The organism is Brenneria sp. hezel4-2-4, assembly GCF_013155275.1.
GTDB lineage: Bacteria > Pseudomonadota > Gammaproteobacteria > Enterobacterales > Enterobacteriaceae > Brenneria.
This window is the reverse complement of the sequence record NZ_JABJXS010000017.1, coordinates 23,890-45,388: the sequence shown is the minus strand read 5'-3', so window position 1 is coordinate 45,388 and position 21,499 is coordinate 23,890. Positions and strand designations below refer to the sequence as shown.

The following is a 21,499-nucleotide window of genomic DNA, read 5'->3' as shown; positions in this document are numbered from 1 at the left end:
GATCGCGCGCGATAACGCTACGCTTTACCCATGCCGCCTTGCTATCTACCCTGCCGGAACAAGGCGGCATTTTTGTTACTCGCCCCCCGTTTTTGTCAATAACTTCCGCTCCGGCCGACAATCCCTGACATATCTTCCATATTTCCTTCATTTTTGCCCTGCATACGCTGCTTAAACTAGTATGATAAACACCTTGTTTCAGTAACCTGCCTTGTGTCCGCGTGATCTGGAGATTTACCCCATTACCATGAATGCCAAACTCGTCTTACGGTTGTTGATCTTCGTCGCCGTCATTGCCGTCGCCTTGTTGCTCTGGCGCCATTTTTTTTCTTCATCGTCTACCGCTTCCGGCCCGAGTGGAACCGCTCATTCCCAGCCGTCGCGGGCGGGCGGCGAAAGCGGCCGTCGTGCGGCCATGAACGCCTTGTCTCCCGTACAGGCCGCGCAGACGCAATCCGTGTCCGTTCCCTACTATCTGTCCGGGCTGGGAACCGTCACGGCAGCCGGCACCGTGACTATCCGCAGCCGGGTTAACGGCGAACTGATGGCGCTGCATTTTCAGGAAGGGCAACAGGTCAACGCGGGCGATCTGCTGGCGGAAATCGATCCCCGTCCTTATCAGGTCGAACTGACTCAGGCTCAAGGGCAACTGGCGAAAGATCAGGCGATACTCGCCAACGCCCGGCAGGATTTGGCCCGCTATCAGCAGTTGGTGAAAACCAATCTGATCTCCCGTCAGGAACTGGATGCGCAGACGGCGCTGGTACGGCAGGCGGAAGGCAGCATCAAAGCCGATCAAGGCGCGGTGGCCAGCGCTGAACTACAGCTGGCCTACAGCAAAATTACCGCCCCGATCAGCGGCCGGGTCGGTTTAAAACAGGTTGATGTTGGGAATTACATCACCAGCGGCGATACCGACGGTCTCGTGGTTATCACCCAAACGCACCCGATCGATGTGGTTTTTACCGTACCTGAAGACGAAATTGCCACCATCCTTAAGGCGCAGAAATCAGATCAGTCACCGGTGGTTGAAGCCTGGGATCGCGCCAATCAGCAGAAGCTGTCGCAGGGCAGCCTGCTCAGTATGGATAACCAGATCGACGTCACCACCGGCACCATCAGGCTTAAGGCCCGTTTCGAAAATAGCGACGACGCGTTGTTCCCCAATCAGTTCGTCAATATTCGTATGAAGGTCGATACGCTGCAAAATGCGGTCGTCGCTCCCGTCGCCGCCGTGCAAATGGGCAATGAAGGCCACTTTGTCTGGATACTGAATGATAAACATGAGGTCAGTAAACGCCAGATCACCACCGGTATTCAGTACGGTCAGCAAGTGGTGATTACCGCGGGCCTTAGCCCCGACGTCATGGTGGTCACCGACGGTATCGATCGTCTGACCGAAGGGGCCAAGGTTGAGGTGCTGCCCTCTGCCGCGACGGAGAAAACACCGGTCACCACCGGGGAGAAACCCTGATGCAGGATACCGTTCCAGCCAACGGCGGCGGGCCATCGCGGCTTTTCATACTGCGTCCGGTGGCGACCACGCTGTTAATGGTCGCCATCCTGCTGGCGGGTATTATCGGCTACCGCGCGCTACCGGTTGCCGCGCTGCCGGAGGTGGACTATCCCACCATTCAGGTGATCACGCTCTATCCCGGCGCCAGCCCGGAAGTGGTGACGTCGGCGATTACCGCGCCATTGGAACGCCAGTTCGGACAGATGTCCGGGCTGAAACAGATGTCGGCCCAAAGCTCCGGCGGCGCATCGGTGATTACCTTGCAATTCCAGCTCGAACTCTCGCTGGATATTGCCGAACAGGACGTACAGGCGGCCATCAACGCCGCCGCCAATCTGTTGCCGAGCGATCTGCCCTATCCGCCGACCTACAGTAAGGTCAACCCCGCCGACCCGCCGATTATGACGCTGGCCGTTACCTCCAGCGCCATGCCGATGACGCAGGTTCAGGATCTGGCCGATAACCGCATCGCGCAGAAAATTTCGCAGGTGGCGGGCGTCGGTCTGGTTTCGCTGGCCGGCGGCCAACGCCCGGCCGTGCGAGTCAAACTGAATGCGCCGGCGCTGGCGGCTTACGGGCTGACCGGCGAAACGATCCGCAGCGCCATTACCGCCGCCAACGTCAATTCGGCCAAAGGCAGCCTCGACGGCCCGACCCGCTCGGTGATCCTGTCCGCCAACGATCAAATGAAATCCGCGGAGGATTATCGTCAGTTGATCGTCGCCTGGCGTAATGACGCCCCGGTACGCCTGCGCGATGTCGCCACCATTGAACAGGCGGCGGAAAATACCTATCTGGCCGCCTGGGCGAATCGTCAGCAGGCGATCATTATCAACGTTCAGCGCCAGCCGGGCGCCAACGTGATCACCACCACCGACAGTATTCGCCAGATGTTGCCCGGCTTAACCGCCAGCCTGCCGAAATCGGTTGAAGTCTCCACGCTGACCGATCGCACCGTCAGCATCCGGGCATCGGTAAAGGACGTGCAGTTTGAATTGCTGCTGGCCATCGCGCTGGTGGTCATGGTGATTTACCTGTTTCTGCGTAATGCCGTCGCGACGTTGATCCCCAGCATCGCCGTGCCGCTTTCGCTAATCGGCACCTTTGCGGTCATGTATTTCCTGGGTTTCTCCATCAATAACCTGACGCTAATGGCGCTGACCATCGCCACCGGGTTTGTGGTGGATGATGCGATCGTGGTGATTGAAAATATCTCCCGTTATATCGAAAAGGGAGAAAAACCGCTCAATGCCGCGCTGAAAGGCGCCGGGGAAATTGGTTTTACCATTATTTCACTGACTTTTTCACTGATTGCCGTGCTGATCCCGCTGCTGTTTATGGGCGATATCATCGGGCGGCTGTTCCGCGAGTTCGCCATTACCCTGGCCGTCGCCATTCTGATTTCGGCGGTCGTCTCGCTCACGCTGACGCCAATGATGTGCGCCCGGATGCTCAGCCACCGGTCGCTGAATAAACAGAACCGTTTTACTCGCGCCAGCGAACGCTTTTTTACCCGTGTGGTAGAGGGTTACGGCGTCTGGTTGCGCAAGGTGCTGAACCACCCGTGGCTGACGCTGAGCGTGGCGTTAGGCACGCTAGTGCTGACCGTGCTGCTGTATCTGTGGATCCCCAAAGGATTCTTCCCGGTGCAGGACAACAGCATTATTCAGGGAACGGTGCAGGCCCCGCAGTCGGTATCATTCAGCAATATGGCCGAGCGTCAGCAGCAGGTTGCTTCCATCATCATGAAAGATCCGGCGGTACAGAGCGTGTCCTCTTTCGTCGGGGTCGACGGCACCAACGCCGCGCTTAACAGCGGCCGGCTGCAAATCAATCTGAAACCGCTCAGTGAACGCAGCGAACGCATTCCTGAAATCATCGCCCGACTGCAACAGCAAACCGCGCAGCTCCCCGGCATTCAGCTTTATCTGCAACCGGTGCAGGATCTTACTATTGATACGCAGGTCAGCCGGACGCAATATCAGTTCACATTACAGGCGATGTCGCTGGATGAACTGAGCCGGTGGGTGCCGGAATTGATGACCGGGCTACAGAAATTGCCGCAGTTGGAGGATGTCAGCAGCGACTGGCAGGACAAAGCCGCGATCGCTTATGTGAACGTCAACCGCGACAGCGCCAGCCGTCTGGGCATCAGCATGGCGGAGGTGGACAGCGCGCTATATAACGCCTTCGGTCAGCGCCTGATCTCCACCATCTATACTCAGGCCAGCCAGTATCGCGTGGTGCTTGAACACGACACCGCCCACAATAACGGGCTGGATGCGCTGAACGATATCCGCTTACTCAGCAGCGACGGCGGGAGCATTCCGCTGAGCAGCATCGCCAGCGTCGAGGAGCGTCAGGGGCCGCTGGCGATCAATCATCTCGATCAGTTCCCCTCGACCACCATCTCCTTCAACGTCGCCGACGGCTATTCGCTGGGCGAGGCGGTGGACGCCATCACCCAGGCAGAGCGGCAAATGAACCTGCCGGCGGATATCACCACCCGTTTCCAGGGAAGTACGCTGGCATTCCAGTCCTCTCTGGGCAACACGGTGTGGCTGATTGTCGCCGCGGTTGTCGCCATGTACATCGTCCTCGGCGTGCTGTACGAGAGCTTTATTCATCCGGTGACCATCCTGTCGACGTTGCCTACCGCCGGGGTCGGGGCGCTGCTGGCGCTGATGATGGCCGGCAACGAGCTGGATGTGATCGCCATTATCGGCATCATTTTGCTGATCGGTATCGTGAAGAAGAACGCCATCATGATGATCGACTTCGCGCTGGCCGCCGAACGCGGGCAAGGCATGAAACCGTATGATGCTATCTATCAGGCCTGTTTGTTGCGTTTCCGACCGATTCTGATGACCACCATGGCGGCGCTGCTCAGTGCACTGCCGCTGATGTTGAGCACCGGGGTCGGCGCGGAATTGCGGCAGCCGCTGGGGATCTGTATGGTCGGCGGTCTGATTATGAGCCAGATACTGACGCTGTTTACCACCCCGGTCATTTATCTGCTGTTTGACCGGCTGGCGCAGCGCTTCCGTCGCCTCCCGCGGCAGGAGGAAGAAACCGAGTGAAGTTCTTCGCCCTGTTTATCCATCGGCCGGTCGCCACCATTCTGCTGACCCTGGCTATCACCCTGTGCGGCGCCATTGGCTTTCGCCTGCTGCCGGTGTCGCCCCTGCCGCAGGTGGATTTCCCGGCGATCGTGGTCAGCGCCTCGCTGTCCGGCGCGTCGCCGGAAACCATGGCTTCGTCGGTCGCCACCCCGCTGGAACGGGCGTTAGGCAGGATCGCCGGCGTCAGTGAAATGACCTCCATGAGTTCGCTGGGCAGCACGCGCATTATTCTGATCTTTAATCTCGACCGGGATATCAACGGCGCGGCACGTGACGTGCAGGCCGCCATCAATGCCGCACAGCATCTGCTGCCGTCGGGCATGCCCAGCCGCCCGACCTATCGGAAGGTGAATCCTTCCGATGCCCCGATCATGATCCTGACGCTGACATCGGAGACCTACGATCAGGGGCAGTTGTATGACTATGCCTCCACCCGGCTGGCGCAGAAAATTTCCCAGATGGAAGGCGTGGGCGATGTCTCCGTCGGCGGCAGTTCGCTGCCGGCGGTACGCGTGGCGCTTAATCCGCAAGCGTTGTTTAATCAAGGCATTTCGTTGGATGAGGTGCGGCAGGCCATCAGTCAGGCCAACGTGCGTCAACCGCTCGGCAACGTTGAAAGCCGTCAGCAACGCTGGCAGATAAAAACCAATGACGAGTTGAAAACCGCTGCCGCCTATGAACCGCTGATTATTCGCTATAACAACGGGGCGGCCGTGCGACTGAGCGACGTGGCGACGGTGCGGGATTCGGTGCAAAACTCGCGTAACGCCGGGATGACTAACGCCAAACCTGCCGTTCTGGTGGTGATCAGCCGCGCCCCCGGCGCCAATATTATTACCACCGTGGACAGTATCCGCGCCGCCTTGCCCGATCTGCGGGACAGCCTGCCGGCAGCCATTCAGCTTGCCGTCGCCCAGGATCGTTCGCCGACTATCCGCGCCTCGCTGGCTGAAGTGGAACAATCGCTGGTGATAGCCGTGGCGCTGGTGATTCTGGTGGTTTTCCTGTTCCTGCGCTCAGGACGCGCGACCTTAATCCCCGCGGTAGCGGTGCCGGTTTCACTCATCGGCACCTTTGCCGCCATGTATTTGTGCGGTTTCAGCCTGAATAATCTGTCGCTGATGGCGCTAACCATCGCCACCGGTTTCGTGGTGGATGACGCCATCGTGGTGCTGGAAAATATTTCACGTCATATTGAGGCGGGCATGAAGCCCTTGCAGGCCTCGCTACAGGGGGTGCGCGAAGTCGGTTTCACCGTGCTGTCGATGAGTCTCTCGCTGGTGGCGGTGTTCATCCCGCTGCTGTTGATGGAAGGGCTGCCGGGGAGGTTGTTTCGTGAATTCGCCGTTACCTTGTCGGTGGCCATCATTATCTCGCTGCTGGTTTCGCTCACCCTGACGCCCATGATGTGCGCCCGGTTATTGCGCGCCGTGCCGAAGCGCAGCCAGCCGCGGTTGCGTGGTTTCAGCCGCGTCCTGCTGGCAATGCAGCAAGGCTACGGGCGTTCGCTGAAGTGGGTGCTCAACCACGCCCGTTGGGTGCTGGTGGTGTTGCTGGCGACCATCGCCCTCAATGTCTGGCTGTATATCAGCATCCCGAAAACGTTTTTCCCGGAGCAGGATACCGGCAGGCTGACCGGGTTTATTCAGGCCGACCAAAGTATTTCGTTCCAGGCCATGAAGCTGAAACTACAGAACTTCATGACCATCGTACGCAGCGATCCGGCGGTGGACAACGTCACCGGCTTTACCGGCGGATCGCGAACCAACAGCGGTTCGATGTTTATTTCACTCAAGCCGCTATCGGAACGGGACGTCAGCGCCCAGCAGGTGATCGCCCGCCTGCGCGCCAAACTGTCGAAAGAACCGGGGGCGACGCTGTTCTTAATGCCGGTACAAGATATTCGCATCGGCGGGCGTGAAGCCAATGCCAGTTATCAGTACACGCTGTTGTCCGACGATCTTGATGAGCTGCGCGTCTGGGAGCCGAAAATCCGTGAAGCGCTGAGCAAATTGCCCCAACTGGCCGACGTCAATTCCGATCAACAGGATAAAGGGTCGGAAATGGCGCTGACCTACGATCGCGATGCCATGGCCCGACTGGGGATCGATGTCGCCAGCGCCAACGACTTACTGAACAATGCTTTCGGTCAACGACAGATTTCGACGATTTACCAGCCGTTAAACCAGTACAAAGTGGTGATGGAAGTGGACGCTGCTTACACGCAGGATGTCAGCGCGCTGGACAAAATGTTTGTCATCAACGGCGAAGGCAAACCCATTCCGTTGGCCTACTTTGCCCGCTGGCAGCCGGTGAACGCGCCGCTGTCGGTCAATCATCAGGGACTGTCCGCCGCATCAACCATCTCCTTTAACCTGCCGCCAGGGTCAACGCTTTCCGACGCCACTGTGGCGGTGGAAAGAGCCATGACCTCGCTGGGCGTGCCGTCAACGGTGCGCGGCCAGTTCTCTGGAACGGCGCAGGCATTCCAGCAGTCGCAAACGTCACAGCTGTTATTGATTCTGGCGGCGATTATTACCGTGTATATCGTGCTGGGCGTGTTGTACGAAAGCTACGTACATCCGTTGACCATTCTTTCCACCCTGCCCTCTGCCGGCGTGGGCGCCTTACTGGCGCTGGAATGGTTTGGCGCGCCGTTCAGCTTGATTGCGCTAATCGGCATCATGTTGCTGATTGGCATTGTGAAAAAAAATGCCATTATGATGGTCGACTTTGCGCTGGTGGCGCAGCGTACCGGCGGGCTCAGCGCCAGAGACGCCATATTTCAGGCCAGCCTGTTGCGTTTTCGCCCGATTATGATGACCACGCTGGCGGCGCTGTTCGGCGCATTGCCGTTGGTGATCACCAGCGGCGACGGCGCGGAGCTGCGCCAGCCGCTCGGCATCACCATCGTCGGCGGGCTGGTGATGAGTCAACTTCTTACACTGTATACCACGCCGGTGGTGTATTTGTTTTTCGACAAACTGCGGAACATGCGGCGCACCGCGCCGGCGCGGCGAATAATAGAAACGAAAAGCTAACGGGTAACCTGCCGGTCAGTTATGCCAGTTGGCGTAAATTGCAAAACATATTGGTTTCCGTAAGAGGAACATGTCATCTCAGGGGAAAGTTTCGTGCGCGAAAGACGCAATATTTTTCTGTTAGCCCCCCATACGCACCCGACCAAGGGCGGTTCAATCGCCGTCGCCCTTGAAACCCTGGCTTTTGGCGGGAAATTGTGCCGCCGCGCGGCACTTTCGGGAAAAGCATCCTCTTTTCGGACCGCCGCTGACGCGGGATACTCGCCCCATCCATGGGGCTCGCCCTTACGGGCCAGCGCAAGGGCCGTTCAAAAACGTTCTAGACGTTTTTGTCTTGCGCGGCATCCATGCCGCTTATCCGGGAGTCTGCGTTTCCCTCAGCACAATTTACGCCACAGGGTGTCAACCTATATATTTACTCACTATCTACAAATTACCTTATCCGCTCAGGAGCATCCTGAAACATGCTGACTCAGCCCGCCTCCGTTCGCTGGCAGTTGTGGATTGTCGCCTTTGGCTTTTTTATGCAGACGCTGGATACCACTATTGTGAATACCGCGCTGCCGTCGATGGCCGCCAGCCTGAACGAAAACCCGCTGCATATGCACTCGGTGATTGTTTCCTATGTGCTGACCGTCGCCATCATGCTGCCCGCCAGCGGTTGGCTGGCGGATCGTATCGGGGTCAAAAATATCTTCTTCTCCGCCATCCTGCTGTTCACGCTGGGATCGCTGCTGTGCGCGCGTTCGGAAACCCTGAATGAACTGCTGCTTTCCCGCGTCATTCAGGGGATTGGCGGCGCCATGATGGTGCCGGTCGGGCGTCTGACGGTAATGAAAATCGTGCCGCGCAATCAGTATATGGCCGCCATGACTTTCGTGACCTTGCCCGGCCAGATCGGGCCGTTGCTGGGGCCGGCCCTCGGGGGTTTTCTGGTGGAGTACGCCAGTTGGCACTGGATTTTTCTCATCAACCTGCCGGTGGGTATTGCCGGGGCAATCGCCACCTGGCTGCTGATGCCCAATTACACCATGCAAACCCAGCGCTTTGATATGCGTGGTTTTTTATGGCTCGCCGTGGCGATGGCCACCCTGACGCTGGCGCTGGACGGACACAACAATCTTGGCATCCCGCCGCTAGTGATTTTCACCCTGATCGCCGCGGGGCTGATTTCCCTGCTGAGTTACTGCCTGCATGCCCGTAATAACCGCCGCGCCCTGTTCAATCTGCGTTTGTTCAATACCCCGACCTTTTCCGTCGGGTTAAGCGGCAGTTTCCTGGCGCGCATCGGCAGCGGCATGTTGCCTTTTATGACCCCGTTATTTTTGCAGTTAGGCATGGGATTTTCGCCGTTTCACGCCGGGATGATGATGATCCCCATGGTGCTGGGCAGTATGGGGATCAAGCGGGTGGTGGTGCAGATTGTCAACCGCTTTGACTACCGCCGGGTGCTGATCGCCTCAACGCTGCTGCTGGCGCTGGTGACCCTGTTGTTTGCGCTGGTGGCGATGATGAATTGGGTCTGGCTGATGCCTGTGGTGCTGTTTTTCCTCGGCACCGTAAACTCAATCCGTTTTTCCACCATGAATACGCTGACGCTTAAAGATCTTCCCGATGACCTCGCCAGCGGCGGCAACAGTCTGCTGTCAATGACGATGCAGTTGTCCATGAGCGTGGGGGTCAGTATTTCGGGGATATTGCTGGGGATATTTTCACAACCGCACCTGACGATGGGATTCGAGGAAACACACTCTATGTTCCTTTATAGCTATCTCGCCATGTCGGTCATTATTGCGTTGCCCGCGTTAATCTTTAATCGCGTGCCGCCGGACACCGTTAAACAATCGACGCTTCCCCGTCGGTCATGAGGCTACTATGAGATTCGGCATCACCGCTAAATTGTTTCTGGCGATTTTCGCCACCTGTATGCTGGTGCTGATTACCATGCACTGGGGCATGCGCGTCAGCTTTGAGCGCGGATTTATCGACTACCTCAAACAGGGTAACGAACAACAAGTGGTGCAGTTGAGCGATGCCCTGGCGGAGCAATACCAGCAGAACGGAGACTGGACTTTTTTGCGCAGCAACGGACGTCTGGTCGCCAAGATATTGCATTCGATGGAGCAAAACAGCGACCGTGGCGCCAATAACGCCCTGCATGGCTGGCGGGTTCGTACCTGGGTGCTGGACGCCGACAAACACCAGTTGTTCGGCCCCCCGGCGTTGGCCCCGGCGGAAGGAATATGGCAGGCGATTACTGTGCAAAATCACACCGTCGGCTGGGTGGTCGCCTCCCCTGTCGAACGCCTGACCCGCAATGCCGATATCAATTTCGACCGGCAACAACAGCGAACCAGTTGGCTTATCGTGGCGTTGTCCACCCTGCTGGCGATCCTTGCCACCTGGCTGACTTCGCGCGGCCTGCTGGCGCCGGTTAAACGGCTGGTCAATGGCATACATCGTCTGGCGGCGGGCGATTTCAGCGCCCGCGTCACCGCGACGACACACGATGAACTGGGCCGATTGGCACAGGATTTTAACCAGTTGGCCTGCGCATTGGAAAAAAACGATCAATCACGTCGTGCCTTTATGGCTGATGTCTCGCATGAATTACGCACGCCGCTGGCGATATTGCGCGGCGAACTGGAAGCTCTACAGGACGGCGTACGTCAGCCCGATGCCGGCTCGTTGCAGTCGTTACAAGCGGAAGTAGCCATCATGACCCAGTTGGTGGACGACCTTCACCAGTTGTCTTTATCCGATCGGGGAACGCTGACCTATCGCAAAGTAGGCGTGGATGCCGTACGGCTGTTGCGCATCGCCATTGCCGCTTTCCATGAACGCTATCAGAAAAAACAGATTACCCTGACGGCAGATTTCCCGCCGCAGGCCAGCCTGTTCGGCGATCCCGATCGTTTAAGTCAGCTATTCAAAAACCTACTGGAAAACAGTTTGCGCTACACCGATGAAAAGGGAACGCTGGACATACGGGCGGAAATTCAGCGCCAACAACTGGTCATTAGCTGGCAGGACAGCGTGCCGGGCGTCACCGACGAGCAGCTTACGCTGATTTTTGAACGTTTTTACCGGGCGGAAAGCTCGCGCAATCGCGCCAGCGGCGGTTCAGGTTTGGGACTGGCTATCTGTAATAATATCGTTGAGGCGCATGGCGGACGACTGTATGCTGAACATTCCCCATCGGGTGGTCTGCTGATTACCGTCGAGCTTCCCTTACATGCGCCAGAATAGAACACGGAATAATGACAACTGAAGCTGCTTTCGACAATCCTCTGTCTATTTTAATCGTCGAAGATGAACCCAAGCTGGGGCAATTACTGGTTGACTATCTACAGGCGGCGAATTATCAGACACACTGGATAACCAACGGAAACAGGGTGATCCCCTGGGTTCAGCAACAAGCCCCGGCGCTGATCCTGCTGGATCTGATGCTGCCCGGCACCGACGGCCTGACGCTGTGCCGCGCTATTCGCCTGTTTTCCAATGTGCCGATCATTATGGTCACCGCCCGCAGCGAAGAAATCGATCGTTTGCTGGGGCTGGAAATCGGCGCGGACGATTACATCTGTAAACCCTTCAGCCCGCGCGAGGTGGTGGTGAGGGTTAGAACCTTGCTGCGCCGCTGCGGCTGGCAGACGGACGCGCACAAACCGGCGGATGAAGCCGCGCTGCTGATTGACAAAGATAGTTTTCAGGCCAGCTATCTGGGGCAAAACCTCGATCTGACGCCGGCGGAACTCCGCTTGCTCAGGACGCTGTCGACCGAGCCGGGTAAAGTGTTTTCCCGTGAAGAGCTACTGGACAAACTGTATGACGACTACCGGGTCGTAACCGATCGCACCATCGACAGTCATATCAAAAACCTGCGCCGCAAGTTGGAACAGTTTGACGGGGATACCTCGTTTATCCGTACCGTGTACGGCATCGGATATCGCTGGGAAGCCGCGCCCTGCAAACTGATGTAGCGTTGGCGGTGAAAGCGTATCCGGTCAAAAAATCTGTCTGACTTAGTTAAAAATTTATCATTTTTTCTTTACCCCAGGCTGCTAGGCTTACCGAAACGCAATAAAATCGGGAGAGGCGTAATGTCAGGTTTAGTAGACGGAAAATGGGTTAACGGCGATGTGGCGGCGGAAGAAATAAAGAACGGTGCATTCCATCGTCAGGCGACCACATTCCGCCAGACCGGGATCGTCGCGGAAAAAGGCCGTTACCAACTGTTTGTCTCTTATCTCTGCCCCTGGGCCTCGCGCACCTTAATCCTGCGCAAACTAAAAGGGTTGGAAGCGATCATTCCGCTCGCGGTTGCCGAACCGCGCATCGCGGATAACGGCTGGGAATTCGCCACCCCACAGGACGCCGGCGAGCATGTCGGCCCGATCCGTTTTCTCCATCAGTTGTATACCGCGACGGATAAACACTACACCGGGAAGGTCTCGGTTCCGGTATTATGGGATCGTCTGGAAGGCCGGATCATCAATAACGAGTCGGCGGATATCATCCGTATTCTGAATAACGGTTTTAATGATTTGACCGGCAATCGCCTCGACTTTTATCCCCCGGCGCTGCGCGGCGAGATCGACCGCTGGAACGAAACCCTTTATCACCATGTGAACAACGGCGTATATAAAACCGGGTTTGCCAAAACGCAGGACAGCTACAATCAGTCCGTCACGGCGTTGTTTTCCACGCTGGATGAACTGGAAAAGCACCTGGCGACGCATCGTTATATCGCCGGCAATACGCTGACCGAAGCCGACTGGCGCCTGTTTGTCACTCTGGTGCGCTTCGACGTCGCCTATCATGGCGCGTTCAAATGCAATCTCCGCCGTATCGCCGATTATCCCCATCTGTCGAACTACCTGCGCGAGCTTTACCAATGGCCTGGCGTACCCGAGACCGTCAATATCGACCACATTAAAACCGGTTACTACGGCATTCTATGGCTGAACCCGACGGGTATTGTTCCCGTGGGGCCGGTTGTTGATTTACATCGCCCGCATAACCGCGAAGCGTTGGGCCAGTCGGTGGTGGCCGTGGCCGCCTTCTGAGCGTCGCCGCCATCCCGTCGTCACGCACAAACGGCACGCAATAGACCTACTTTTTGTGGGCCGTCTGCTGCTTTTTCCGTTCATAAGCGCTAGAATCCCCGCCTTTACTGCTCCCGCCGGGGGCAGCCTGACTTGTGATCAGAATCGAGAGATACCATGTTTAAACCGGAATTACTTTCTCCGGCCGGTACGCTTAAAAATATGCGTTACGCTTTCGCCTATGGCGCGGATGCGATTTATGCCGGTCAACCTCGTTACAGCCTGCGGGTGCGTAATAACGAATTCAACCATCAGACGCTGGCGCAGGCTATCAATGAAGCCCATGAACTGGGTAAGAAATTCTATGTGGTGGTGAATATCGCGCCGCATAACGCCAAGCTGAAAACCTTCCTGCGTGACTTGCAACCGGTGATTGAAATGGGGCCGGATGCGTTGATTATGTCCGATCCCGGGCTGATTATGCTGGTCAGAGAAAACTTCCCGCACATGCCGGTTCATCTGTCCGTCCAGGCCAATGCCGTGAACTGGGCAACGGTGAAATTCTGGCAACAGATGGGGCTGAGCCGCGTTATTCTGTCCCGCGAGCTGTCGCTGGAGGAGATCGCCGAAATCCGCAGCCAGGTGCCGGAAATGGAACTGGAGATCTTTGTGCATGGAGCGCTGTGCATGGCGTATTCGGGCCGCTGCCTGCTATCCGGCTATATCAACAAGCGCGACCCCAATCAGGGAACCTGCACCAACGCCTGCCGCTGGGAGTACAACGTACAGGAAGGCAAGGAAGATGAGGTCGGTAATATCGTCCACCAGCATGAGCCCATCGCGGTAAAAAATGTGGAACCCACCCTGGGCATTGGCGCGCCCACCGACAAAGTGTTCATGCTGGAAGAAAACCAGCGTCCCGGCGAATACATGAGCGCCTTTGAAGACGAACACGGGACTTACATCATGAACTCACGCGACTTACGCGCCATTCAGCACGTAGAACGCCTGACGCAGATGCAGGTTCACTCGCTGAAAATCGAAGGCCGCACCAAGTCATTCTATTACTGTGCGCGTACCGCCCAAGTATACCGTCGGGCTATCGATGACGCCGCGGCGGGAAAACCGTTTGATCCGACTCTGCTGCAAACGCTGGAAGGGCTGGCTCACCGCGGCTATACCGAAGGGTTTCTGCGCCGCCATGTGCATGAAGATTATCAGAATTACGACTATGGTTATTCGGTGTCCGATCGGCAGCAGTTCGTCGGCGAATTCACCGGCGTGCGCCGCGACGGGCTGGCGGAAGTGGCGGTGAAAAACAAATTTTCCTGCGGCGACAGCGTGGAAATGATGACGCCGGGCGGCAATATCCAGTTCACCATTGAGGCGATGCAAAACGCCAAAGGGCAGGCTACCGACGTCGCGCCGGGCAACGGACACATCGTCTACTTGCCGGTTCCGGAAGAGATCGCGCTGGAATTTGCGCTGCTGCTGCGCAATTTGCCGGGCACCACGACACGAAATCCAAACGCAAAGTAGCAGAATGCTCCACAAAAGATGGGGCTTTTGACAAATATTAGAATCAGATCACATCAATGGACGGGGCTTCTGGTTACTATTGCAACGCTGAGAAAATATAGAACGAAAAATAAGCGTAGTGATACTACTAGGAACCACCTCCTTGGCCAGCTCAATCTCCCTTGAGCTGGCTTTTTCTTTTCTGGTTGGTCAATCCCCTTCTTTAGCTATCTATACACTAAATACTTCAAGTTGCAGGAAAGCCAACGCACCTGCAACTTGAAGTATGACGGGTATATACTTTAAATAATGCGAGTTGCAGGACGGCGGCAAACAAAGGACTCATTCGTCGGGAACGAATTTGACCAGCCAACGCACCGGCGACTTGCAGAATGACAAATATATTCACCGAATCTTCCGATACCCGCCGGCATATTCACTGACTATTATTAGAGGACATTGCGCATCCGGCCGTCCTGAAATACCGAATATGGAGAACACTATGGTTCAACCCCCTGCCACTCTGCTAATTCTGAATGGAAAAAGTGCAGGTAATGAGGAGCTTCGTCAGGCAGTCGAGCAGTTACGTCAAGACGGATACGTACTGCATGTCAGAGTGACCTGGGAGTTTGGTGATGCGCGGCGCTATGTAGAAGAAGCGGTGCGGTTAAAAGTCGGCAATATCATCGCCGCCGGAGGCGACGGCACCATCAATGAAGTGGCCGGCACGTTGGCGGTTCAACCTGAGGCGATGCGCCCGTGTCTGGGCATTATTCCGCTGGGCACCGCCAATGATTTCGCCACCAGCTGTCAGATTCCGGTTGAAATTCACCGTGCGCTGACGCTGGCCATCAAAGGCAGGCCGACCGCCATTGATTTAGCCGTCGTCAATAACGAACACTATTTCATCAACATGGCGACCGGCGGATTCGCTACCCGCATTACCACAGAAACCCCGGCAAAAATGAAAGCCGCGCTGGGCGGCGCATCTTATATTCTGCACGCGCTGCTGCGTATGGATATGCTGCAAGCCGAACGCTGTGAAATCCGCGGCCCGGATTTTAGCTGGTCGGGCGATACGCTGGTCATCGCGGTGGGTAACGGCCGCCAGGCCGGCGGCGGTCAACTGCTTTGCCCGGAGGCCTTGGTAAATGACGGCCTGTTGGAACTGAGCGTGTTGTCGGCGCAAGAACTGTTGCCCAATATGTTACAGGCGTGGTTTACCGGTAATAAAAACCAGAATATGATTTCGGCCACTCTGCCCTGGCTGGAAATTACCGCCCCGGACGATATGACGTTCAATCTGGACGGCGAACCGCTGAAGGCAAAACGTTTTCATATCGAAATTGTCCCGGCGGCCATCCAGTGCCGTTTACCGCCGCAGTGCGCGTTACTGGGATGAGTCGGCCCAGCCGGCCCCCTTTAGCAAGGGGAAAGTTGGCGGGTCAGCTATTCGCGCTTCAGGCGATTGCTGTTCGCCAGATACAACGTCACCACCAGCAAGAGAATCGAAGCGGCATAAATCAGCGTATCCAGCGGATTTTTGTGATCGACGATAATCAGCCGGATAATCGCCGTGATGCCGATATAAACGAAATAACGCAGCGGGAAATGATAACCCGACTGAAAATACTTCACGATCAACGCAATAAACTCAAAATACAGAAAGTAAATAACGATACTTTCAATCATCTGATAAGACGACTCTTTCTCGCTGGTAATCAACAGCAATTTCGCCAGATGATAGGTTTCCTTCCCCAGAAAGATCACCAGAATGGTGGCCAATATCAGCAATCCAATATTGAGTATCGTCTGGAGTCCGTTTGAAACCTTAATGCTACGTGTTGAACCCGCCATACTCACTCCCTTACGCCCGATAGGCGACCCTAAGGCCCGTTGCCATGTTTTGCTGCCGACAGGTTATCACCCTTATCCCTGATGAGGGAGACAACCTGCTTATTAGTAAGCAAATTTACCGGGCCGACGCCAGCATATCGGCGTCCTTTTCCTCCCTGGCTTTAGACGCCGACAACATGACTCACCACCAGCGATGGAAATGATGTACCGGCCCGATACCCTGCCCCACTTCCAGCGAATCAGCCTGCTGTAATGCCTGTTGCAGATAATCTTTCGCTGCTTTCACCGTGCTCTCCCACGAATCATGTCGCGGCCGCAAAGCGGCCAGCGCGGCGGATAACGTGCACCCGGTGCCGTGCGTATGCCGGGTTTTGACGCGAGGAGAAGTAAAACGGCGCGGCGCGGCGTTTTGGCTGAACAGCCAGTCCGGGCTTTCCTCCTCGCTCAAGTGCCCGCCTTTCATCAACACCGCCTGACACCCCATCGCCAACAGCGCCTCACCCTGCTGGCGCATTTCCCGTTCGTTATCTGCCGGCGCGCAGTCAAGCAGGGCCGCCGCTTCCGGTAGATTGGGGGTAATGATGGAGACCCGCGGCAACAGTAAACGGCGGATCGACGCCACCGCATCAGGCGACAACAGCGGATCGCCGCTTTTCGCCAGCATTACCGTATCCAGCACCACATAAGGCACTGCGTAATGACCTAAACGCTCGGCCACCGCCTCGACAATATCAGCCTGCGCCAACATCCCAATCTTGGCGCTGTCGATACGCACATCGCTCAATACCGAATCCAGTTGAGCCGTCACAAACGCCGGTTCAATCCGGTAGACCGACTGAACGCCCCGCGTATTTTGCGCCACCAGCGCGGTAATCACCGTAGTGCCGTAGGCTTCCAGCGCCGAGAACGTTTTCAGGTCGGCCTGAATTCCCGCCCCGCCGCTGGGATCGGTGCCGGCAATCGTTAACGCATTGATTCGCTTCATGCCAGATCCTCCGCGCGCAGATGATAGAGTTGGTCAAGAAACGCGGGGATAAAACTGCCCGGCCCCTGAGACTGTCTTGATGCCTGTTCGCCCGCTCGCGACATCACACGGCAGGCCGTCGCCACATGCTGTAGCCGGTCGCCGTTCAGCGCGCAGAAAGCGGCAACCACGGCGGATAAGGCACAGCCGGTTCCCACCACGCGGGTCATGATGCTATCCCCGCCGCTAATCGCCCAGTCACGTTCACCATCCGTGACGTAGTCCACCTCGCCGGTGACCGCAACCACCGTAGCGATACGGCGCGCCAGCTCACGCGCCGCCGACAGCGCCGTGAACGAATCATTGGTGCTGTCCACGCCTCGCCCCTGCGTATTCAGCCCGGACAACGCCATAATTTCAGACGCATTGCCGCGGATGGCCGCCGGTTTAAGCCGCAGCAGTTCACGGGCAAAATCAGTACGAAACGTCAGTCCGCCAACCGCAACCGGATCGAGCACCCACGGCGTCCCCGCCTGATTGGCGCTATTCACGGCCGCCAACATGGCCTTTGCGCGATCGCGCTCCAGCGTGCCGACGTTAATCAGCAGCGCATCGGCCAACGCGCTGAACTGTGCGGCTTCCGCGGGATCCACGACCATTGCCGGAGAGGCGCCTAACGCCAGTAAGACATTCGCCGTAAATGACTGTACGACATCGTTGGTCAGGCAGTGTACTAAAGGAGACGACGCATAAAATTGCGTCAGCGACGCCGCCGCATGAGCAGCGGGTAAAGCGACAGGTTGAACGTTCATGATCCCCCCAACCGGCGAAGAAGACGGCAACCGGTCGGCGTACCGTGACTTCCCTCCGCTGGCATTATCCAGTTCAGGTAATACGGGTAATTTCTCAGCCCCAACGGGCACCCCGAGTCATTGATATCAAAATATTAACGCGCACAGACGGCACGGCCATCTGTCAGACACAGTATGTCCAACAAAGCGGGAAACAACAATCCATCCCCGGAGGCTTTTTTCGCCATCAGGCTGTTTTAGCCGCCCAGACAGGCAGCTACCTATCCACCGCTTCCCGCCAGAAACTAACAAATAACCGGGTAAATACCGGTAAAAAACAGGTGTACTCACCAGCGGGCAACCCCCCAATAAGTTTCTTAATCATTAAATTAATGTAAATGTTTTGGTTTCCCCCAGAAACAACAGGGTATTGTGATAGCGTTCACAGACTTTTAGAGATATTTGGAAGCATGAAAAAATCGGATCGTTTTTCGAATGTTCAAATAGCGCTGCACTGGGGAGTATTTCTCCTGGTTATCGTCACCTATGCCACGATAGAGTTGCGTGGTCTGGCCCCGAGGGGATCGCTGGCCCGTCAGATTGTTATAGGCGCGCATTTCAGTTGCGGCTTTGCCATTTTGTTGTTGATGGTCGCCAGGCTGATTTATAAATTTACCCATCCGGCGCCAGCCATTGTGCCGCCGCCGGCCCTCTGGCAGCGTTACCTTGCCAACCTGTCACATTTTCTAATCTATGCGCTTTTTCTGGTCTTGCCGGTGCTGGGGTTATTATCACGCTATCTGCGCGGCAACGACTGGGCTATTTTTGGCATTGGTATGCCGGTCGCGTCGCCCGCCAACGTCGAACTGGCGCGAAGCTTGATCGATCTTCACGAAACGCTGGCCCCGCTGGGATATTGGCTGATCGGATTACATGCGGCGGCAGCGTTGTTCCACCATTATTTCTTACGTGACAATACGTTGCTAAGAATGATGCCGGCCAAAAAAGATCGCTCCGCCACATAACCGTTTTGTTCGTCCGATATCCGCCAGGGCAACCCCGGCGGATACAAACCACGCCACTCGCTCCCTCATCCCGGAATGCAACCGCCGCCCCGACTACCGCTGGGTTTCCGCGATCTTTGCTTTCAATCCTTAACCGCGCGTTCTCCGTGTCTCCGCTGCGCTGAAACCACCCACTCGTCCCGCCGTTATCAAAACGTCTTGACTTGATTGTCACAACATGATTTCTTTGAACCAATTTCAGATTGGAACGAACCAATGAATAAAACGTTAGAAAAAAAAGCGACAGAGAATTCAAATTACGCGCTGGAGCGACTGCGCGAACTGCTGAGCGAGAGCGCCATTGAACCCGATGGGAAACTGCCGACGGAGCGGGCGCTTTCGGAACGCTGGGGCGTTGGCCGTCGAGAAGTGCGGCGAGCGCTGGAGGTTGTCGAAGCGGAAGGACTGATCTGGCGCAAGCAGGGGGCCGGCACGTTTCTCGGCCAGCGGCCGGACAGTTGGGGGGCGCATGCGGCAAACCTGGTCGAAGGAACCAATTTCATGGAAATCATGGAGGTAAGGCTGCGTATCGAACCGCAACTGGCGCAACTGGCGGCGCTGCGCGCCAAACCGAGCGACATTGAACGCATGCGCGCACTCCGTGACAAGATTTACCAGCGTACCGACGCCGACTGGCGCGAACTGTGGGATGGTTCACTCCATCGCCTGATTGCGCAAAGCGCCGGCAACCAGCTTTTTCTGTCACTGTTCGACGTCGTCAACAGTGTTCGACAAGATCCGGCCTGGCAGGCGATACGCGAGCGGGCGCGCAAACAGAGCACGTCTCCCATGGACTCGCACAGCCACCATACCGAGATCATTGAAGCTATCGCCGCACGCGACCCGCAACGGGCCGGCGAGGCGATGCGCCAGCATCTGCTGATCCTTGAGGAACGATTAATACGCCAGACGTCGATAGGCTATTTCGTTCCGGCGACTCAGGGAGACGCAGCAAACTGAGAAATTCAGCAGGCCCTGCCTGCCATGATGACAACAACGCCGGAAACTCGGCCAGCAGCAACCGACCAGAGGAATGACAACATGAACCGATTAACGCGACAAACCGGGCTCTTGCTGGCCGGTACTTTGATGGCATCCACGGCGTTCTCAGCGGAATTGCGAATTGGCTTGCAGGACGACGCCGACGTACTCGACCCCGCCCAGTCCCGCACCTTCGTCGGGCGTATCGTTTATACCAGCCTGTGCGACAAGCTGGTTGATGTCGACAACACCTTGTCGATCGTGCCTCAGTTGGCGACCAAATGGGAATGGGGCGCGGACGGCGGCACGCTGGTCATGGATCTGCGCGAAGGGGTGGTGTTCCACGACGGCACGCCTTTCAACGCCGAGGCGGCCGTCTATAATATCGAACGTTACCAGACGATGCCGGAATCACGCCGCAAGAGCGAACTGGCATCCGTCTCCAAGGTTGAGGCGACCGGCGAATACCAGATCACATTCACCCTCACCAACCCGGACGCCAGCCTGCTGGCCCAGCTATCGGATCGCGCCGGCATGATGATTTCGCCCAAAGCCGGCAAGGAACTGGGCGCCAATTTCGGATCTAACCCGGTTTGCTCCGGCGCCTTCAAGTTTGTTCAGCGCATTCAGCAGGATCGCATCGTACTGGAGAAGTTCGCCGACTACTGGAATGCCGACAATATCTTTATCGACAAGGTGACTTTCCTCCCTATTCCGGATACCACGGTACGCCTCGCCAACCTGCAATCCGGCGATCTCGATCTTGCCGAACGCATTTCCGCATCCGACACCGCCGCCGTGCAGAGAAACGCCAATCTGGTTTATGGCAAAGTCGTGGGGCCGGGCTACATGGCGATGTATGTCAACATCGGCAACGGCCCGCGGGCGGATAACCCTTTCGGCAAGGATAAGCGTCTGCGGCAGGCGTTTTCGCTTTCCATCGATCGTGAAGCCATCAATCAGGTGGTATTTGAGGGAACCGCCTTAGCCGGCAACCAGCCGTGGCCGTCAACCAGCCCGTGGTACAACAAAGATATCCCGGTCTCGGCCCGCGATGTGCCGAAAGCTAAAGCACTGATGAAAGAAGCCGGTTTCGAAAAATACGATATCGAACTTCAGCATGCCAACAACACCACGCAAACGCAGATGATGCAGGTTGTTCAGTCGATGGCGGCCGAAGCGGGCTTTAACGTCAGGCTGAAGGCCACCGAGTTCGCCACCCTGCTGGCCGAGCAGACGGCGGGGAATTATGTGCTGTCGCGTTCCGACTGGTCCGGCCGGCCCGATCCGGACGGCAATATCCACCAGTTCGTCACCTGCCAGGGAGGCATCAACGACGCCAAATATTGCAACCCGGAAGTCGACAAACTGCTTAATGAAGCGCGCGCTTCGACGGACAACGCCGTGCGCAAGGCGAAATACGATGCCGCGACCCGCATACTGAATGACGATCTGCCGATCATCTATCTCGGTCATCAGTCCTATCTTTATGCCTACGCCAAAAGCATCGCCGGCTTCACGCCGTCGGCTGACGGCATGATCCGCCTGACGGGCGTCAGGAAAGGCAACTAAGCCCGCCCTGTCAACATCCCGGGGC

General features: G+C 56.8%; 15 protein-coding genes and 1 riboswitch. Of the genes, 12 read left to right on the top strand and 3 right to left on the bottom strand.

Annotated elements, in window-relative coordinates; genetic code table 11:
- Positions 1 to 247 precede the first annotated feature (247 nt).
- The 9 genes from HOY33_RS19545 (at position 248) to yegS (ending at position 15,647) form a co-directional block, all read left to right on the top strand.
- Positions 248 to 1,474 carry an MdtA/MuxA family multidrug efflux RND transporter periplasmic adaptor subunit gene (locus tag HOY33_RS19545; protein ID WP_172291737.1) on the top strand — a complete coding sequence of 409 codons (1,227 nt, stop codon included), beginning with the start codon at positions 248 to 250 and terminating at the stop codon, positions 1,472 to 1,474.
- A complete protein-coding gene (locus tag HOY33_RS19540; RefSeq protein WP_172291736.1) occupies positions 1,474 to 4,596 on the top strand; it encodes an MdtB/MuxB family multidrug efflux RND transporter permease subunit in 3,123 nt (1,040 codons plus the stop codon). Before HOY33_RS19545 ends, HOY33_RS19540 begins: the two co-directional genes overlap by 1 nt.
- Positions 4,593 to 7,679, top strand: coding sequence for a multidrug efflux RND transporter permease subunit MdtC (gene mdtC, locus HOY33_RS19535; protein WP_172291735.1), 3,087 nt, complete (start codon positions 4,593 to 4,595; stop codon positions 7,677 to 7,679). The genes HOY33_RS19540 and mdtC overlap by 4 nt, the downstream gene beginning before the upstream one ends.
- A gap of 464 nt (positions 7,680 to 8,143) precedes the next feature.
- A complete protein-coding gene (locus tag HOY33_RS19530) occupies positions 8,144 to 9,547 on the top strand; it encodes an MFS transporter (RefSeq protein WP_172291734.1) in 1,404 nt (467 codons plus the stop codon).
- A gap of 7 nt (positions 9,548 to 9,554) precedes the next feature.
- Positions 9,555 to 10,928, top strand: coding sequence for a two-component system sensor histidine kinase BaeS (baeS, locus tag HOY33_RS19525; RefSeq protein WP_172291733.1), 1,374 nt, complete (start codon positions 9,555 to 9,557; stop codon positions 10,926 to 10,928).
- 11 nt (positions 10,929 to 10,939) lie between these two features.
- Positions 10,940 to 11,662 (top strand): two-component system response regulator BaeR, encoded by a 723-nt coding sequence (gene baeR / locus HOY33_RS19520; protein WP_172291732.1) that lies wholly within the window; start codon positions 10,940 to 10,942, stop codon positions 11,660 to 11,662.
- 120 nt (positions 11,663 to 11,782) lie between these two features.
- On the top strand, positions 11,783 to 12,748 hold the full coding sequence (locus HOY33_RS19515; RefSeq protein ID WP_172291731.1) for a glutathione S-transferase family protein: 966 nt from the start codon (positions 11,783 to 11,785) through the stop codon (positions 12,746 to 12,748).
- 156 nt (positions 12,749 to 12,904) lie between these two features.
- Positions 12,905 to 14,266, top strand: coding sequence for a tRNA 5-hydroxyuridine modification protein YegQ (gene yegQ / locus HOY33_RS19510; protein WP_172291730.1), 1,362 nt, complete (start codon positions 12,905 to 12,907; stop codon positions 14,264 to 14,266).
- Positions 14,267 to 14,747: 481 nt separating this feature from the next.
- Positions 14,748 to 15,647 carry a lipid kinase YegS gene (gene yegS, locus HOY33_RS19505; RefSeq protein ID WP_172291729.1) on the top strand — a complete coding sequence of 300 codons (900 nt, stop codon included), beginning with the start codon at positions 14,748 to 14,750 and terminating at the stop codon, positions 15,645 to 15,647.
- Between the two features lie 47 nt (positions 15,648 to 15,694).
- Here the strand turns inward: yegS and psiE are convergent, their stop codons facing one another.
- From psiE to thiM, 3 genes are all read right to left on the bottom strand, one after another.
- Entirely contained in the window at positions 15,695 to 16,102 is a 408-nt protein-coding gene (psiE, locus tag HOY33_RS19500) for a phosphate-starvation-inducible protein PsiE (RefSeq protein WP_172291728.1), read from the bottom strand.
- A gap of 181 nt (positions 16,103 to 16,283) precedes the next feature.
- Positions 16,284 to 17,087, bottom strand: coding sequence for a bifunctional hydroxymethylpyrimidine kinase/phosphomethylpyrimidine kinase (gene thiD, locus HOY33_RS19495; RefSeq protein ID WP_172291727.1), 804 nt, complete (start codon positions 17,085 to 17,087; stop codon positions 16,284 to 16,286).
- Positions 17,084 to 17,878: a hydroxyethylthiazole kinase gene (thiM, locus tag HOY33_RS19490; protein ID WP_172291726.1), complete on the bottom strand. Its 795-nt coding sequence runs from the start codon at positions 17,876 to 17,878 to the stop codon at positions 17,084 to 17,086. The genes thiD and thiM overlap by 4 nt, the downstream gene beginning before the upstream one ends.
- Positions 17,879 to 17,911: 33 nt before the next feature.
- Positions 17,912 to 18,003: riboswitch (TPP riboswitch) on the bottom strand.
- 324 nt (positions 18,004 to 18,327) lie between these two features.
- Between thiM and cybB the strand changes: the two genes are divergently transcribed.
- The 3 genes from cybB to HOY33_RS19475 all read left to right on the top strand — a co-directional run bounded on the left by cybB (position 18,328) and on the right by HOY33_RS19475 (position 21,474).
- Complete coding sequence (gene cybB / locus HOY33_RS19485; protein WP_172291725.1) at positions 18,328 to 18,882, top strand: cytochrome b561; 555 nt, start codon at positions 18,328 to 18,330, stop codon at positions 18,880 to 18,882.
- A 255-nt stretch (positions 18,883 to 19,137) separates the two neighbouring features.
- Positions 19,138 to 19,881, top strand: coding sequence for a FadR/GntR family transcriptional regulator (locus HOY33_RS19480; RefSeq protein ID WP_172291724.1), 744 nt, complete (start codon positions 19,138 to 19,140; stop codon positions 19,879 to 19,881).
- Between the two features lie 81 nt (positions 19,882 to 19,962).
- A complete protein-coding gene (locus tag HOY33_RS19475) occupies positions 19,963 to 21,474 on the top strand; it encodes an ABC transporter substrate-binding protein (protein ID WP_172291723.1) in 1,512 nt (503 codons plus the stop codon).
- Positions 21,475 to 21,499: the final 25 nt, after the last annotated feature.

Bases quoted from the DNA above. Each gene is read 5' to 3' on its own strand.
- HOY33_RS19540 (WP_172291736.1), top strand. From the start codon at position 1,474: ATGCAGGATACCGTTCCAGCCAACGGCGGCGGGCCATCGCGGCTTTTC.
- baeS (WP_172291733.1), top strand. From the start codon at position 9,555: ATGAGATTCGGCATCACCGCTAAATTGTTTCTGGCGATTTTCGCCACC.
- psiE (WP_172291728.1), bottom strand. From the start codon at position 16,102: ATGGCGGGTTCAACACGTAGCATTAAGGTTTCAAACGGACTCCAGACG.
- yegQ (WP_172291730.1), top strand. From the start codon at position 12,905: ATGTTTAAACCGGAATTACTTTCTCCGGCCGGTACGCTTAAAAATATG.
- thiM (WP_172291726.1), bottom strand. From the start codon at position 17,878: ATGAACGTTCAACCTGTCGCTTTACCCGCTGCTCATGCGGCGGCGTCG.
- cybB (WP_172291725.1), top strand. From the start codon at position 18,328: ATGAAAAAATCGGATCGTTTTTCGAATGTTCAAATAGCGCTGCACTGG.
- baeR (WP_172291732.1), top strand. From the start codon at position 10,940: ATGACAACTGAAGCTGCTTTCGACAATCCTCTGTCTATTTTAATCGTC.
- HOY33_RS19515 (WP_172291731.1), top strand. From the start codon at position 11,783: ATGTCAGGTTTAGTAGACGGAAAATGGGTTAACGGCGATGTGGCGGCG.
- thiD (WP_172291727.1), bottom strand. From the start codon at position 17,087: ATGAAGCGAATCAATGCGTTAACGATTGCCGGCACCGATCCCAGCGGC.
- HOY33_RS19530 (WP_172291734.1), top strand. From the start codon at position 8,144: ATGCTGACTCAGCCCGCCTCCGTTCGCTGGCAGTTGTGGATTGTCGCC.
- yegS (WP_172291729.1), top strand. From the start codon at position 14,748: ATGGTTCAACCCCCTGCCACTCTGCTAATTCTGAATGGAAAAAGTGCA.
- HOY33_RS19480 (WP_172291724.1), top strand. From the start codon at position 19,138: ATGAATAAAACGTTAGAAAAAAAAGCGACAGAGAATTCAAATTACGCG.
- HOY33_RS19475 (WP_172291723.1), top strand. From the start codon at position 19,963: ATGAACCGATTAACGCGACAAACCGGGCTCTTGCTGGCCGGTACTTTG.
- HOY33_RS19545 (WP_172291737.1), top strand. From the start codon at position 248: ATGAATGCCAAACTCGTCTTACGGTTGTTGATCTTCGTCGCCGTCATT.